The organism is Streptomyces sp. NPDC111606 (assembly GCF_055656945.1).
Window position 1 is genome coordinate 56,358 of sequence record NZ_JBVKBY010000002.1, and the last position, 16,487, is coordinate 72,844.

8 protein-coding genes are annotated in these 16,487 nt (G+C 71.9%); all 8 read left to right on the plus strand.

The window, feature by feature from the left end:
- Positions 1-170 precede the first annotated feature (170 nt).
- The 8 genes from ACZ7M7_RS08200 (at position 171) to ACZ7M7_RS08235 (ending at position 16,403) form a co-directional block, all read left to right on the plus strand.
- Entirely contained in the window at positions 171-2,324 is a 2,154-nt protein-coding gene (locus ACZ7M7_RS08200) for a serine/threonine-protein kinase (protein ID WP_472114102.1), read from the plus strand.
- A gap of 185 nt (positions 2,325-2,509) precedes the next feature.
- Complete coding sequence (locus tag ACZ7M7_RS08205) at positions 2,510-5,194, plus strand: protein kinase (RefSeq protein WP_472114105.1); 2,685 nt, start codon at positions 2,510-2,512, stop codon at positions 5,192-5,194.
- A gap of 163 nt (positions 5,195-5,357) precedes the next feature.
- Positions 5,358-7,019, plus strand: a complete 1,662-nt coding sequence (locus ACZ7M7_RS08210) for a serine/threonine-protein kinase (RefSeq protein ID WP_472114107.1) — start codon at positions 5,358-5,360, stop codon at positions 7,017-7,019.
- An 863-nt stretch (positions 7,020-7,882) separates the two neighbouring features.
- Positions 7,883-9,160 (plus strand): serine/threonine-protein kinase, encoded by a 1,278-nt coding sequence (locus ACZ7M7_RS08215; RefSeq protein WP_472114110.1) that lies wholly within the window; start codon positions 7,883-7,885, stop codon positions 9,158-9,160.
- A gap of 92 nt (positions 9,161-9,252) precedes the next feature.
- Positions 9,253-10,950, plus strand: a complete 1,698-nt coding sequence (locus tag ACZ7M7_RS08220) for a serine/threonine-protein kinase (RefSeq protein WP_472114113.1) — start codon at positions 9,253-9,255, stop codon at positions 10,948-10,950.
- 38 nt (positions 10,951-10,988) lie between these two features.
- Complete coding sequence (locus tag ACZ7M7_RS08225) at positions 10,989-12,794, plus strand: serine/threonine-protein kinase (RefSeq protein ID WP_472114115.1); 1,806 nt, start codon at positions 10,989-10,991, stop codon at positions 12,792-12,794.
- 137 nt (positions 12,795-12,931) lie between these two features.
- Positions 12,932-14,545 carry a succinic semialdehyde dehydrogenase gene (locus tag ACZ7M7_RS08230; RefSeq protein WP_383630060.1) on the plus strand — a complete coding sequence of 538 codons (1,614 nt, stop codon included), beginning with the start codon at positions 12,932-12,934 and terminating at the stop codon, positions 14,543-14,545.
- Between the two features lie 49 nt (positions 14,546-14,594).
- Complete coding sequence (locus tag ACZ7M7_RS08235; RefSeq protein ID WP_383630062.1) at positions 14,595-16,403, plus strand: GMC family oxidoreductase N-terminal domain-containing protein; 1,809 nt, start codon at positions 14,595-14,597, stop codon at positions 16,401-16,403.
- The last annotated feature ends 84 nt before the right edge of the window (positions 16,404-16,487 follow it).

The following is a 16,487-nucleotide window of genomic DNA, read 5'->3' on the forward strand; positions in this document are numbered from 1 at the left end:
CATCATGCCGGGCAAGCGGAACCTGTGATTCACCGGGCCTCGGGTGTGCGGTGCCCGGGCGACTCGGGCCGTGCGGCCGGGTGGCGACGCGTGAGGCACCCTGGGCGTCGGGCACTTGTCGGGTGAGAGACAATGGAGGCTCTGTCAGGGCGGGTTGTATGAGGGGACGCATGTCGGAGGCGGAGCGGGCGGGGACATCTCGTCAGGAGACTCGTCAGGACGACCGTGAGCGTCTCCTCGCGGGGCGGTACCGGCTGGGAGGAGTGCTCGGCAGGGGCGGCATGGGCACGGTGTGGCGTGCCGTGGACGAGACTCTGGGGCGGACCGTCGCCGTCAAGGAGTTGCGGTTCCCGTCGAACATCGACGAGGAGGAGAAGCGGCGGCTGATCACGCGCACCCTGCGTGAGGCCAAGGCGATCGCCCGGATCCGCAACAACAGCGCGGTCACGGTGTTCGACGTGGTCGACGAGGACGACCGGCCGTGGATCGTGATGGAGCTCGTCGAGGGCAAGTCGCTCGCCGAGGTCATCCGCGAGGACGGCCTCCTGGAGCCCAAGCGGGCCGCCGAGGTCGGCCTGGCCGTCCTCGACGTGCTGCGCTCCGCGCACCGCGAGGGCATCCTGCACCGCGACGTGAAGCCGTCGAACGTCCTGCTGGAGTCCGACACCGAGCGGGTCGTGCTCACCGACTTCGGAATCGCCCAGGTCGAGGGCGACCCCTCCATCACCTCGACCGGCATGCTCGTCGGCGCGCCGTCCTACATCTCCCCGGAGCGGGCCCGCGGCCACAAGCCGGGCCCCGCGGCCGACCTGTGGTCGCTGGGCGGGCTGCTGTACGCGTCGGTCGAGGGTGTGCCGCCGTACGACAAGGGCTCCGCGATCGCGACGCTCACGGCGGTGATGACGGAGCCGCTGGAGGAGCCGAAGAACGCGGGACCGCTGAAGGACGTCATCTACGGCCTGCTCACCAAGGACCCCGCCAAGCGGCTCGACGACGCCGGTGCGCGGGCGATGCTCAACGCCGTCATCCATGCGCCGGCGTCCAAGTCCGAGCCGGAGCCGGCGGACGCGACGAAGGTCGTGCCGCTGCCGCCGCAGCCCGACGCGCCGGAGAGCAAGGGGCGTGCCGGGGCCGGTAAGCGGGGCGAGGAGGCCGGGGAGCGGTTGCGCGGGGCGCTGCGTTCCGTGCGCAAGGCCGCGGTGAGTGCGGGGGCGGCCGGGGCGGCTGCGGCCCGTACCAAGTCCGGGAGTGAGACGGCCGCTTCGGGGTCCGACGGGGCGGCGGCCGGTGGGTCGTCCACGGGAGTTGGTGCCCAGGGCGGGGCAGGGGCGTCGGCGAAGGCTGGGGGTTCCGGCCGGGCTTCCGGCGCTGGGGCCTCCGGTGCCGGGGCCGCCGGGGTGGGTGCCGGGTCGACCGGCGGTGACCGTGCCGGTGCCGATGCCGGTGACCGGTCCGGTGCCGGTGAGCAGGACGGGCAGGCGGCGAACGGGCAGGGTGCGGGGGGAAGTTCGGGGTGGCCCAAGATGGCGCCGCCGGATCTGCCGTCGCGGCCCGCGCCGCGGGCGCCGCTCACCGATGTGGTGCCGAAGCGGACCCTGGCGATCATTGCGGTGGCCGTCGTGGTTGCCGTGATCGGTGTGGTGCTTGCCCTCACGCTCGGCGACGACGACTCGAACGGTGCGGCGGGCGCCGGCGGTGCCAAGGCTTCCGCGAAGGCGAGCGCGAGTTCCGACACCAAGAAGGACGACAAGGACAAGACCCGTACGGACGGGGAGAAGTCGGCCTCGGCCGGGTCGGGTTCGGGTTCCGGTACGGAGAGCGGGACCACGCCGAGTGCCGGGGCGAGCGCGACCGGCGGGAGCGGTGCCGACGCGGGATCCGGGAGCGGGAGCAAGGCCGCGTCGACGCACGACGGGAGCCAGGGGTACTCGCTCGGGCTCCCCGAGGGATGGAAGTTCCAGTCCACGGGGTCGGCGGGCGACCGGTTCACCGGGCCCGACGGGCAGAAGCTGCTCGTTGCCTGGACGTCTACGCCGAAGGGTGACCCGGTGGCGGACTGGAAGGACCAGGAGCAGTACATGCAGCGCTCCGGGTACAAGAAGATCCGCATAGAGGAGGTGGACTACCGCGACTGGAACACGGCCGACTGGGAGTTCACCTACGCCGAGGGCGGGACGGAGTACCGGACGATCGACCGGGGGTTCGTGGTGAACGGGCAACTCGGCTACGCGCTGATGTACACCGCGAAAGCCGCCAACTGGGACAGTGACCTGCGTAAGGAAACGTGGCAGACGCTGACGGACTCGTTCAAGCCGAAGTCGTGAAGTGAGCGAATTTCGGTTTGGGCTCGCCAAGGGCGCGATTGGGCCGTGAGATCCGGCAACCCCTCTTTGCGAGTTGCCTCCGGCACGTATCGTGAGTGCTTGCGGACCGTACGCATCCAGTCGTGCGTCCGGAACGGGACGCAAGGCGAACGGAATTGACCAACCGGGCGGCCGGGGGAGGCAACGTGGACGACTATGCGGGTCGGGTACTGGCCGACCGCTACCGCCTGCCGCTGCCGCCGTCCGACGAGTACGAACTCACCGAGACGCGCGCCTTCGACACGTACAGCGGGCAGGAAGTCCTGGTCCGGCAGGTGCCGTTGCCGGAGGTCGTCGAGGCGGAGGTGCTCGACGCCGAGGGGTTGCCCGACGGTTTCACGGCGCGTGACGCGCGCGAGCGCGGGCCGGGGCGACGGGCGTCGGCGCGTTCGAGCACGCGGCGGCCCAGCGATCCCGCCGTTCGGCGGGCGGTCGAGGCGGCGCAGGCCGCGGCGCGGATTCCCGACCATCCTCGGCTGGACCAGGTCTTCGACGTGTTCGCCGAGGGCGGTTCACTGTGGATAGTGAGTGAGTTGGTGGGTGCGCGCCCGCTGGCCGCGCTGCTCGCCGAGAAGCCGCTGACGCCGTACCGGGCGGCCGAGGTCGCCTCCGACGTCCTCATGGCGCTGCGGGTGCTGCACGCGCACGGCTGGGTCCACCGGAACATCACCGCCCGCACGGTGCTCGTCTGCGACGACGGCCGGGTGATGCTGACCGGGCTCGCGGTCGGGGCCGCGGAGGAGGCGCTGTGCGGGTATGACCCGGTGCCGGTCGAGGACGGTGCCGGGGACGGCGCCGCCGGGACATTCGGTGGCGGGGCGGCTCCGGGCGGAGAGTTCGGCGGCCCGGGTGGTCTCGGGGCACCCGGCCCACACGCCGGAGCTGCAGGCGTGGACCCCGAGGCTGCCCGGCGTGCCGCCATAGAGGCGCGCTCCACCGAGGGACTGCCGCTGCCGGCGGCCGAGACGGGTCCTGGGGCCGGAACCTCGGACGCGGCACCGGGTGGCGCCCTCGAAACCGGTGGGGACATCAGGGCCGCGCGGGCCGGAGCCATCGCCGCGTATCGGGCGGGCGCCCGTGCGGCGGCCCGCGTGCAGGAGGCGCAGAACGGGCGGGCGGCGTTGCCCGCGGGGCGCCCGGCAGCCGAAGGCGACCGCGCCGCCCAGGCCAACGGCTCGGCGCAGCAGCCGTACCACTCCGGCAACGGCATCACCACGCCTCCGGGCCGGATCGCCGACCCCTACGGCACGCGGGCCACGCCCTGGCACGGCGCCGCGCCGCGGACCGGGGCCGGTGGAGCCGCGCCGGACGCGGGCCGTACCGCACTTCCGCCGGCGGGGCCGGGCACGCAGCCCGGGGCCACCGGCGCACCGTATGACACACGCGTGCCCACGCCCGGCGTCGGCGGTTTTCCCGCGCAGGGGGCTCCTGCCCCCGGCACCCCGGGCTCGGCCGTGCGTGGCGTGCCCGTCGCTCCCGGCGCGCCCACCCCGCCACCCGTCGGCGACTCCGCCCACCCCGCGACCCGTTGGGGCGACCTGGTAGCCGGTACTCCGGCCCACCGAGGGCCCACGACCGCGCTCGCCGCGGAGCGGGCACGGCAGGCGCGGATGGCTGTCGTCGGACCTGTGACCGAGCGGTGGGCGCCCGAGCAGGCCGGGCCGGTGCACGAGAACTGGCAGCTGGCGGCGCCGATCGGGCCCGCGACCGACCTGTGGGCGCTGGGGGCGCTGCTCTTCCGGGCCGTACAGGGGCATGCGCCGTATCCGGAGGAGTCGACGGCCGAGTTGGTGCAGATGGTGTGCGCGGAGCCGCCCGCCTACGCCGAGGAGTGCGGACCGCTCAGGCCGGTCGTGGAGTCGTTGCTGCGTCAGGACCCCACCGAGCGCCTCGACTTCGAGGAAGTGCGCGGCTGGCTGCGTTCGCTCGTGCGGTCCGCGCCCGAACCGGAGGCTGGTGCGCATGTCGTCGCCGCCCCGCCGGTCGATCCGAACCGGCTGCCGATCGTGCGGCGCCGGGGCGAGCTGGTGCGCAGGCGGCGGTCCGGGCTGCCCGCGCATCACGGGCGGCACAAGCGGGCCAAGCAGGAGGCGGCGCACTCGCCGCGCAGGCTCGGACGTACGTTGCTGGTGCTCGTGCTGCTCGGCATGGCCGCGGCGATCGCGTACGCCATGCTGTTCATGCCGAAGGCCGACCCGGGCGACGGCCCCACCGCGGACGCCGATCGCACCGGAGCCGCGGGACAGGCGAGCGAGGCGCCCGACCAGTCCGCCGACGCGAGCAGCGAGCCGCGGCCCGACCAGACCTCGCCCGCGTCCGACAACAGCCCCTCGGAGTCGGCCGGTTCGACCGAGACGCAGACCAACGGCCCCGAGGTCCCCGACGGCTTCACCCTGCGCAAGGACACGGCCGGCTTCCAGGTCGCCGTGGCCAACGGCTGGGACCGCACACCGGAGAACGGGCGCGGGCAGGTGGTGTACGCGCACGGCGACTTCGACCTCATCGTCGTACCGGGCCGGGACACCACGGCGCAGTACGGCAGCGACCCCATGGTCTACCAGCGGGAGCACGAACGGGAGTTGCAGCCCTACCGCGACTCCAGCTGGGCCTCCTCCAGTGGGCTGAAGACCATTCAGGTCGGGGAGCGGACCATGGCCGAGGGGCAGTTCACCTGGACCGACGACCAGGGGCGCGAGATTTTCGTGCGCAATGTCGCGATCCTGATCGACGGGAAGTACCACGTCCTGCAGGTGCGCGGCCCGGAGGCCGAGCGGGACGAGGTGACGCGGTTGTTCGAGCAGGCGTCGGCGACCTATCAGGTCACCGGCTGATTTCTGGTGCAAACCCTGTGTGACAAAGGCTTGATGGTTGCTTCGCCGCGGCGAAAGCGACAACCATCACAGTGGGGTCTCCTTGGTACCCCCGTGGTTCCCGTCGAGTCGACCGGTCCTTAACCTGACCCTGTCAAGAGCATTGCGGGGCAACGTGAATCAGATGCAGGGCCAGCTCATTTCGGGCCGCTACCGGCTCGCCGACGCGATCGGCAGCGGCGGCATGGGCCGGGTGTGGCGTGCGCATGATGAGGTGCTGCATCGGGCCGTCGCGATCAAGGAGCTGACCGCCGCGCTCTACGTCTCCGAGAGCGACCAGGAGCGGTTGCTCGCCCGCACCCGCGCCGAGGCGCGCGCCGCCGCGCGCATCAACCACTCCGCCGTCGTCACCGTGCACGACGTGCTGGAGCACGACGGCCGGCCGTGGATCGTGATGGAACTCGTCGAGGGGCACTCCCTGGCCGACGCGGTCAAGGAGAACGGACGCGTCGAGCCGACCGAGGCCGCCCGTATCGGCCTGTGGGTGCTGCGGGCGCTGCGCGCCGCGCACTCCGCCGGTGTCCTGCACCGCGACGTCAAGCCCGGCAACGTCCTGCTCTCCGAGGACGGCCGCGTCCTGCTGACCGACTTCGGCATCGCCCAGATCGAGGGCGACTCGACCATCACGCGCACCGGAGAGGTCGTCGGCTCCGTCGACTACCTCGCCCCCGAGCGCGTCCGCGGCCACGACCCGGGCCCCTCCTCCGACCTGTGGGCGCTCGCCGCGACGCTCTACACGGCCGTGGAGGGCCGCTCGCCCTTCCGCCGGACCTCGCCGCTGGGCACCATGCAGGCGGTGGTCGAGGAGGAGGCCGCCGATCCGCAGCACGCCGGCGCTCTCGCGCCCGTGATCAGCGCCCTGCTGCGCAAGGATCCGGCCACCCGGCCCGGTGCCGCCGAGGCCGAGCAGATGCTGGCCGAGGCGGCGGAGGGACGGCGGCCCAGCGCGGCGCAGGTGTACGTCCCCACACAGCACACGCGGTATGAGCCGGAGGCGCGCACAGGGTCCGGGCACGCCGGGGCGCAGACTTCGGTGACCGGTACGCCGTACCCGCCGATGAACGGGCCCACGACGATCGGCCCGCAGTACGCCACCGCAGGCACCGGTGCCGGTGCCGCCCGGCCGCCGCGCAGACGCCGTCGGCTGCGCACGCTGGCCCTCGTCGTCGCGATCGCCGCGATCATCGGCGGGAGCACCGCCGTGGTGCTGCACAGGTGGGGTCCGGGGAGCGGTGGCACGCCCGCTGCTTCCTCGCCCGGCTCCACGTCGAGCGAGTCGGCGCGCCCGGAGGCCGGCGTTCCGTCGTCCTGGAAGCGCTACGAGGACCCCCTCGGCTTCAGCCTCTATCTGCCCGCGGGCTGGGAGCGGGAGGTGGTCGGCAAGGAGATCGAGGGCCTCCAGCAGGTCGACTACACCCCCGACGGCGGCGAGCACTTCGTCCGCATCGCCGTCGACACCTCGCCGGACTTCGCGAACGCCTACGACCACCTGGCCGACCTGGAGCAGCAGGTGGGGGAGCGGCTGGTGGCTTACGAGACGGTGTCTCTGAAGCGGAACCTCTACCGCGACCGCGACGGCTCCCTGTGGGAGTACACGTGGGACGCACAGGCCAAGGACACCCCCTTCCCCGGCCCGCGCCGCGCCATCGACCAGGCGTACATCGACCGGGACGGCACGGAGTACGCGATCTACATGTCCTCCCCCGAGCCGGACTGGGCAACGGCACGCAAGCAGTTCACCGCGGTGCTGCAGGGGTGGCAGGCGAGCGGCGGCGGTAGCTCCTGAGCGGACTTGGGCCTTGCGACGGGGGTTCCAGGGGGCTCGCGGGGCTGCTCGTTGTGGGTGGCCCAGTGGCTTGAGGTGCGGGGGCGGCGAGGTTTTCCCGGTGGTCATGGGGTTTCCCTGGCGGGGGCGCGCCTGTTGGGCCTGTGGCGAGGGAGCGCTGGTCCCTGACGCCGGCTCACCGGGCCCTGACTCCAGGCGGTCCAGTGGTTTCTGACGCGGGCTGCTGCCGAGGTCATGATGGTGGACGGCTGCCGAGGCCTTGCGTGGCATGGGGCTCTCTACGGTGTGCGGGTCCAGGGACCGAGGGGGCTGACCAAGTCGGTTGCCGAGGCCGTGATGGCCCGGTGCGCCACAACCCTTGCGCGGCTCGCAGGGCACCTCACGGCGCGTGGGGTCCGCACAATCCTGTGTACGGGGCCCGATACTTTCGCGGCGGGCGCCTCCCGTGAATTCTCGCTGAGTGCCGGGCTGGGGTACGCCTGGGGCGCGACGCCCGGCCTCGCGGCACCCCGCTCCTGAGGTTCCTCGCGGCCCCCCGCTCCCGAAGCTCAGTCGCCGCCGGGCTCCCGAGGCCCGACGCGGCAGATGGCCCTAAGGTCTTGACGGCACTGGGTCCTGAGGCCCTGGCACCGGGTCCGGAAGCCCTCACGGCACCGAGGCCTGAAGCCCTGACGGCACCTGTCCCGACCCCCTCCCGGCCCCCGGTCCCTCCCCCCCACGCCGACCCCACCCCACGCCCCGACACTCCAGCCTCCCGACACCCCCGCCGAGCATCCCGCGGCTTTTGGAACCCTTTGCTGCTTTGCATAGTTGGCCGATCGGCGCCCGGGAGTCGATCCGTCCGGTGCTGCATGATGGGGCGCATGGGGACCGAGGGAGCCAACTTCCGTGTGATCGCGGGGCGTTACCGTCTCGAGGCTAGGCTCGGTCGCGGCGGCATGGGTGTCGTATGGCAGGCGACCGATCAGTTGCTCGGACGAAGGGTGGCCGTAAAAGAGCTCCCGCTCGACGAGACGCTCTCCGCGGCCGAGGCCCGGCGAGCGCGTGAGCGCACGTTGCGCGAGGCGCAGGCGGTGGCGCAGCTGAGCCACCCGCATGTCATCGTCGTCCACGACATCCTGGAGGACGGCGAACGCCCGTACATCGTGATGGAGTTGGTGGACGGCGACTCCCTCGCCGACCGGATGGCGGCGCACGGCCCCGTCGACGCGCCGGAGGCCGCCCGGATCGGCGCCGACCTGCTGAGCGCGTTGCAGACGGCCCACGCGGCCGGCGTCCTGCATCGCGACATCACCCCGGCCAACGTACTCATCGAGAACGGCACCGACCGCGTCGTCCTCACCGACTTCGGCATCGCCCAGGTGGCCGGCGCGACCACGCTCACCGAGTCCGGGTCCTTCGTCGGCTCGCCCGAGTACACCGCGCCGGAGCGGATGTCCGACTCCAGGACCGGACCCGCATCCGACCTGTGGTCGGTGGGCGCGCTGCTGTGCGCGGCCCTGAGTGGTGAATCGCCCTTCCGGCGCGACTCGTTGAGCGGCATCGTGCTGGCCGTCGTGTCCGACGAGATCTGCCCGCCCGCGCAGGCGGCGCCGATCCTGCCCGTCGTTCAGGGGCTGCTGGAGCGGGATCCGGCGCTGCGGCTGGACGCGGAGGCAGCCGAGCGGATGCTGCGGGAGTTCCTGGACACGGGGCGTGTGCTTGCGGAGAAACGGTTCGGCAGGTCTGCCGTGCGCCCGGGCGGCGGCGCGGAAGGCACGTATTCGACGCGCAGCAAACTGGCCACCGTCGTGCTGGTCGCCGCGATGGCCGTCGCGGGGGTGTCGGCGGCGGCCCTGCTGGTGAGCCGGGGCGGGGACGGGGGCGTGGTGCCGCCCAGCTCGACACCGGGGACGTCGGCCGGACCGACCGGGACACCGAGCGCCTCCAGCCGCCCCGGTACGCCGAGCGCCTCCAGCAGACCCGGTACGGCAAGTCCGTCCGGCGGACCCGGCACGGCAAGTCCCACCAAGCCCGGCACGGTCACCCCCTCCGGAACACCCCGCCCCCGCCCCTCCAGTACCCCCAGCACACCCACCAGCCCCCTCTCGCCCCGCGCCACCACCACCCCGTCACCCCTCGCGCCGGCCAACCTCGGATAAAGCGGAGATAAGTTGCGAGCTGAGTCACGGCTCTGTGACCGGAAAGCATTCCCGCTGGATACCGAGGCGCTTACCGCGATATGGATGGACGTATGAGCAGCAACGGGGGAGCCCCTTACCGGTCCGACGAGCCGACGAGTTTCGAACTGCAACCACCGCAGCCGAACCCGCCCGGTCCCGTTCCTCACCCGGGCAACCCGTACGCGTCGCCCACTCAGGCCGTACCGCAGCAAGCCGTACCGCAGCAGGGCGCGCCCCATCAGCCGGCGCCCGCCCACCCCGCCGCGCCCTCCACCCCGGACCCCGGCACCGGACGTCTGATAGCCGGCCGTTACCGGCTGCTCGCCAAGCTCGGGCACGGTGGGATGGGTACCGTCTGGCGGGCCAAGGACGAGACGGTGGACCGCGAAGTCGCCGTCAAGGAGCCCCGCGTACCTGATCACCTTCCCGATCGCGAACGCGCCAACGCCTTCGAGCGGATGCGCCGCGAGGCCCGCGCCGCGGCCCGGCTCGATCATCCGGCGGTCGTGAACGTGCATGACGTCGCGGTCGTGGACGGCCAGCCGTGGATCGTGATGGAGCTGGTGCAGGGCCGCACGCTGGGCGACGCGCTGCAGGAAGGCACGCTCGGTGCCCGGGACGCGGCGAGAATCAGCCTCGAAGTCCTCGGCGCGCTGGAGGCCGCACACGCGGCGGGCATCCTGCACCGCGACGTGAAGCCGGACAACGTCCTCCTCGGCCGCCACGACCGCGTCGTCCTCACCGACTTCGGCATCGCCCAGATCGAGGGCGAGACCAACCTGACCGACACCGGCGGCTTCGTCGGCTCGCCCGAGTACATCGCGCCGGAGCGGGTGCTGGGACAGCGGCCGGGACCGGCGAGCGACCTGTGGTCCCTGGGCGTCGTTCTGTACGCGGCGACGGAGGGCGTCTCGCCGTTCCGCCGCAGCAACACCCCGGCGACCCTCCAGTCGGTCCTCAACGCCACGCCCGCGCCGCCCGCCGCCGCGCAGGGCCCGCTCGCCGAGGCCATCAACGGCCTGCTCCAGAAGGACCCGGCCCGCCGCCCGAACGCCGCGCAGACGCGTGCGCTGCTGGAGCAGACGGCCAACCCGCGGGCGCCGGCGCCGACGACGCAGATCGTGCGGGTCGCGGAGGGTGCCAAGGGAGGCATCCTGCTGGGGCGCAAGGCGCTGCTCGGAATCGGGGCGGCCCTCGTCGCGGGCGCGGTGGCGGCGTATCTGGTGATCGCGGATCCGTTCGCGGGGTCCACGCCGGACGGCTGGACGCAGCGGGCGCACCCGAAGCTGGGTGTGACCCTGAAGGTGCCCGCGGCCTACCAGCTCACCAAGCCCGACGCCGACGACACGGACAAGAACTGGCTCACCTACTCCGACTGGAGCGGCAGTATCTGGGTCGGCGTGAGGCTGGCCCGGAAGTCCGAGGACACCTCGAACCAGATCAAGAACTCCGCGGCGGCCCAGATGTACGCCGACAACGAGCAGTTCAAGGAGCAGGGCAACTACGAACTCTCCATGCCCGACGGGCCTCAGACCGACACGAGGCAGACCACGTACCAGGGCAAACAGTCCGCCGAGAACACGGTCAAGTACACGACCGACGACACCCAGAACCCCCGCCCCCGCGAGCTGAAGATCTTCTACTACAAGACCACGGCGGGCGACATGTACAAGGTGACGATCAGCTACCCGGGCAAGGGCGACTTCACGGACCGCGGACGTGAGGTGGCGCAGGCGACCATCGCGAACCTGGACATCGGCAAGCTCTGAACTGGCCAACGGCCCGCCCCGCAAGGTAGGCATGGGGCATGAGTAGCGACGGGGGCGGCACCGGCCCCAAGGGGCGTGTGATCGGCGGGCGTTACCGTCTGGCCGAGCGCATCGGCTCCGGCGGAATGGGCACCGTCTGGCGGGCACTCGACGAGCTGGTCGACCGTGAAGTCGCCGTCAAACAGCCACGGTTGCCCGGCGACCCGGATGACGCGGGCCATCAGCGGGCCGCCCACCGCCTCTACCGCGAGGCCCGCGCCGCCGCCCGCGTCGACCATCCGGCCGCCGTCGCGATCCATGACGTCGTCGTGGAGGACGGACTGCCCTGGATCGTCATGGAGCTGGTCCGCGGCGAGTCCCTGCACGAGGTCCTCCAGCGCGGCCCGGTGGAGGCCGCCGAGGCCGCCCGCATCGGTGTCGCCGTCCTCGGTGCCCTGCGCGCCGCGCACGCCGTCGGCATCGTCCACCGCGACGTCAAGCCCGCCAACGTGCTGCTCGGCGCCCACCGCCGCGTCGTCCTCACCGACTTCGGCATCGCCCACATCCAGGGCGAGGAATCCCTCACCGTCAGCGGCGAGTTCGTCGGCTCCCTGGAGTTCATCGCCCCCGAGCGGATGTCCGGCCGCGGCGCCGGCCCCGCCTCCGACCTGTGGTCGCTGGGCGTGCTCCTGTACGCCGCCGTGGAGGGCTGGTCGCCCTTCCGCCGTACGACCCTGGAGTCCACGCTCGCCGCGATCCTCGCCGCCGACCCGCCCGAGCCGAAACAGGCGGGGCCGCTGGGGTCGCTGATCGTGCGGCTGCTGGGGAAGGATCCCGAGCTGCGCCCCGACGCGGAGGATGTCGGCGCCGCGCTGGAGGCGGTCGCGCGGGGGTGGCCCATGCCGGAGCCCGCCCGGGGTTCGGCGGGGGCGGGGCCCCAGGACGCCTCGGGGCTACGGGAGTTCACGGAGGACGCGGGGACGGTGCGGCTCTCGGGCTCGGCGGCTTTAGAAGGGGCGGCCTCCGAACGGACACCTTCCGAACCGGCACCTTCCGAAACCGCGGCGTCCGAACCGGCACCTTCCGAAACAGCGGCGTCCGAAGCAGCGGGCGAGCCGGAGCTGCCGACCTCCGCAGCGGCGCCCGGAGCAACCCCGGACGCGCCCCCCGAAGCACTGCCCGAACCGGCAACCGCCGCCATGACCCCCTCCGGGCCCAAGAGCCGCCCCTGGCTGCGCCCCCTTCCCGTCGCCGTCCTGGGCGTCCTCCTCGTGGCCGGCACCTGGTTCACCACCTCCTCCTTCCTCGTCGACAAGGACGACGGCCCCCAGGAGATGAACCCCGTCTACTCCTCGGCCCCCCTGGCGCCGAGCAGCTCGGGCCCCCGCCCCGGCTCCACCCCCACCGCCGGCTCCTGGATCGCGCACCGGGAGAAGGAGATGGACGCCGTGCTCTCCCTCCCGGCCGAGTACAAGGAGATGGCCAGGGAAGGCAGCGCCACCGACCAGCCCCGGCTCGTCGTGTACGACATCGGCCTCGTCCAGGTCCGCCTCACCCTGTGGGACAAGTCGCCCCGCCCGTTGCTGGACCAGGCGCAGTACGCGCTCGACACCTGGAACAGCTACAACAACGACGCCAGTGGCCAGTCCACACGCACCACCTTCAAGGGCTACGACGCCGTCCTGTCCGACGTCACCTACGACAAGGAGGAGTCCCCGAGCCGCGTCATGCAGCTGTTCGTGGTCACCGGTGACGAGCGCATGTACGAGCTGCGCGTCGACATGCCGAAGGGCACGCCCACGGAGAAGAAGGGCACCGCGGTCTTCAAGGGCGCCCGTGACCGACTTGAGATCGGACCGGACTGAGCGCCACCTCCTCGTCCCCGCGCAACGCCCTGATCAGCGTGTTTACTGCCAGTGGACACTGGCAGCATGTGAGCACTCGGTGAATCCCCGTTACCGACGGGTACACAAAGCCTCCGTCGCGGCATACTCTGCGGCTCATGACGGACGCGCAGGCCCCGGCCAAGACCGGCACGAACCCCCTCGCCCCCGCCCCGGAGGGCGCCCGTACCGCCGCCGACGTGGTGACTCCCGAGCTGGTGGCCCAGCTCACCAAGGGTGTGGCCGGCTCCGGCCGTACCGCGAACCACACGCCGTTCACCGGCGAGAAGCTGGCCGACCTGCCCGAATCCACGCCCGAGGACGTGCAGAAGGCCTTCGAGGCGGCCCGTAAGGCCCAGGCCGTCTGGGCGCAGGTCCCTGTGCGGCAGCGTGCCGCGGTCCTGCTCCGCTTCCACGACCTGGTGCTCGAACGTCAGGCCGAGGTCCTCGACCTCATCCAGCTGGAGACCGGCAAGGCCCGTCTGCACGCCCACGAGGAGGTGCAGGCCGTAGCCGTCGCGGCCCGCCACTACGGCCGTAAGGCGCCCTCCTATCTGAAGCCGAAGCGGCACGCGGGCGCCATGCCCACGCTGACCAAGGTCACCGAACTGCGCCACCCGCGCGGCGTCGTCGGCCAGATAGCCCCCTGGAACTACCCGCTGGAGCTGTCGGTCGGCGACGCGCTCCCGGGGTTCGTCGCGGGCAACGCGGTCGTGATGAAGCCCGACACCGAGACCTGTCTGACCGCCCTGTGGGCCCGTGACCTGCTCATCGAGGCGGGACTGCCCGCCGACGTCTTCCAGGTCGTCCTCGGCGAGGGCCCGGTCATCGGCCCCGAGGTCGTCAAGCACGCCGACTACGTCTCCTTCACCGGCTCCACCCGCACCGGCCGCGAGGTAGCCCAGGGCGCCGCCGCCCGCCTGGTCGGCGTCTCGCTCGAACTCGGCGGCAAGAACGCGATGCTGGTCCTGGAGGACGCCGACGTGGAGAAGGCCGCCGCCGGCGCCGTCCGCGCCTGCTTCTCCTCCGCGGGCCAACTGTGCATCTCCATCGAGCGCCTGTACGTCCACGAGTCCGTCGCCGACGCCTTCGTGGAGCGCTTCGCCGCCCGCACCAAGGCGATGCGGCTCGGCAAGTCCCTCGCGTACGGGGCCGACATGGGCTCACTGGTCGGCGAGCGCCAGCTGGAGACGGTCACCCGGCACGTGGAGGAGGCCGTCGCCAAGGGCGCGAAGCTCGTCGCCGGCGGCACCGCTCGCCCCGACATCGGCCCGTACTTCTTCGAGCCCACGATCCTCGACGGCGTCGAGGCGCCGATGGCCGTCTGCTCCGAGGAGACCTTCGGCCCGGTCGTCTCCATCTACCGTTTCAAGAACGAGGAGGAGGCGATCGAACTCGCCAACTCCACGCCGTACGGCCTCAACTCGTCGGTCTGGACGAAGGACGGCAGCCGCGGCCGCGCGGTCGCCGCCCGTCTGCGCACCGGCACGGTCAACGTCAACGAGGGCTACGCCCCCGCATACGGCAGCGTCCAGTCGCCCATGGGCGGCATGAAGGACTCCGGCCTCGGCCGCCGCCACGGCTCCGAGGGCATCCTCAAGTACACGGAGGCCCAGACGGTCGCCCAGCAGCGGCTGCTGCCGATGGCGCCGTCGCTGGGGATGGACGACGAGAAGTACGCGCAGTTCATGAGCCGGAGCCTGCGGCTGATGAAGGCGTTCCGCTTCCGCTAGATCACGCTCGACCGCACCGCCGCTTCACCGCTTTCAATGAGGAGAGCAAGTGTCACAGGAGAACTCTGCCCAGAAACAGGACGACGGCTCCGGATACGACTATGACGTCATCGTCGTCGGGTCGGGGTTCGGCGGGTCCGTAACGGCGCTGCGCCTGACGGAGAAGGGCTACCGCGTCGGTGTCCTCGAAGCCGGCCGCCGCTGGACCCGCGAGACCCTTCCCAAGAACTCCTGGGACCTGAAGAACTACCTCTGGGCCCCCAAGCTCGGCATGTACGGCATCCAGCGCATCCACCTGCTGGGCAACGTCATGGTGCTGGCGGGAGCGGGCGTCGGCGGCGGCTCACTGAACTACGCCAACACCCTCTACGTACCGCCGAAGGCCTTCTTCGACGACCCCCAGTGGCGTGACATCACCGACTGGCAGGAGGAGTTGAAGCCGTACTACGACCAGGCGCAGCGCATGCTCGGCGTACGCATCAACCCGACGATGACCCCGTCGGACGTCCACCTGAAGGCGGCTGCCGAGCGGATGGGCGTCGGCGACAGCTTCCACATGGCGCCGGTCGGCGTGTTCTTCGGCGACGGCAAGGACGCCGAGGGGGAGTCGCGGGCCGAGCCCGGCAAAGAGGTGTCGGACCCCTACTTCGGCGGGGCGGGACCGGCGCGCAAGGCGTGCACCGAGTGCGGCGAGTGCATGACCGGCTGCCGGCACGGCGCGAAGAACACCCTCAACGAGAACTACCTCTACCTGGCCGAGAAGGCGGGCGCGGTGGTCCACCCCCTGACGACGGTCGTCTCGGTCACGGACGACTCGCAGGGCGGCTTCGCGGTGGCGACCCTGCCGACCGACCGCGGGAAGAAGGGCGAGGGCAGGCTGTTCAAGGCCCGCAAGGTGGTCCTGGCCGCCGGTACCTACGGCACCCAGACCCTGCTGCACCGGATGAAGGCGGGCGGCCAACTGCCGCACCTCTCGGCGAAGCTGGGCGAGCTGACCCGTACCAACTCGGAGGCCCTGGTCGGCGCCCAGACCGACAACCGGCGCTACCGCAAGGCGACGGGGCAGCCGAAGGTCGACTTCACGCGCGGGGTCGCCATCACGTCCTCGATCCACCCCGACGAGAACACCCACATCGAGCCGGTCCGCTACGGCAGGGGCTCCAACTCGATGGGCGGCCTGTCGATCCTGCAAGTGCCCTACGTGGACGGCCGTTCGCGGGCCGGCGCCTGGCTGGCGAACGCGGCCCGCCATCCCCTCCTCGTCCTGCGCTCCCTGTCCAACCGCCGCTGGTCGGAGCGGACCATCATCGGCCTGGTGATGCAGTCGCTGGACAACTCGCTGACGACGTATCTGAAGCCGGACGGCGTGGGCAAGGGCCTGCTGACCGCCCGCCAGGGCCACGGCGCCCCCAACCCCAAGCAGATCAAGGCCGCCTCGGAGGCCGCCTCGGTGATCGCGGCCGACATCAACGGCTTCGCCGGCTCCAACGTCGGCGAGCTGATGGGCACCCCCCTCACCGCCCACTTCCTCGGCGGCTGCCCGATCGGCGACTCGCCCGAGACCGGCGTACTCGACCCGTACCACCGTCTGTACGGTCACCCCGGCATCTCGGTCGTCGACGGAGCGGCGGTGTCGGCCAACCTCGGCGTCAACCCCTCCCTGACGATCACCGCACAGGCCGAGCGGGCGATGTCGTACTGGCCCAACAAGGACGACGCGGACCAGCGCCCCGCGCAGGGAGCGGCGTACGAACGCCTCAAGCCCGTCGAGCCGAAGTCCCCGGTGGTCCCGGCGGAGGCCTTCGGGGCACTGCGGCTGCCGTTCCTGGGGATGCCGACGGTGCCGCCGAAGAAGTAGCGGCCGGCGACAGCCGACAACAGAGAAGGACCTGCGCCCCCCTCCGAGCGCAGGTCCTTCTCCGTCTTGCGTAGAGCTTCGGTG

Coding starts and splice junctions, on each gene's coding strand:
- ACZ7M7_RS08200 (WP_472114102.1), top strand. CDS start 171: ATGTCGGAGGCGGAGCGGGCGGGGACATCTCGTCAGGAGACTCGTCAG.
- ACZ7M7_RS08210 (WP_472114107.1), top strand. CDS start 5,358: ATGCAGGGCCAGCTCATTTCGGGCCGCTACCGGCTCGCCGACGCGATC.
- ACZ7M7_RS08215 (WP_472114110.1), top strand. CDS start 7,883: ATGGGGACCGAGGGAGCCAACTTCCGTGTGATCGCGGGGCGTTACCGT.
- ACZ7M7_RS08220 (WP_472114113.1), top strand. CDS start 9,253: ATGAGCAGCAACGGGGGAGCCCCTTACCGGTCCGACGAGCCGACGAGT.
- ACZ7M7_RS08225 (WP_472114115.1), top strand. CDS start 10,989: ATGAGTAGCGACGGGGGCGGCACCGGCCCCAAGGGGCGTGTGATCGGC.
- ACZ7M7_RS08230 (WP_383630060.1), top strand. CDS start 12,932: ATGACGGACGCGCAGGCCCCGGCCAAGACCGGCACGAACCCCCTCGCC.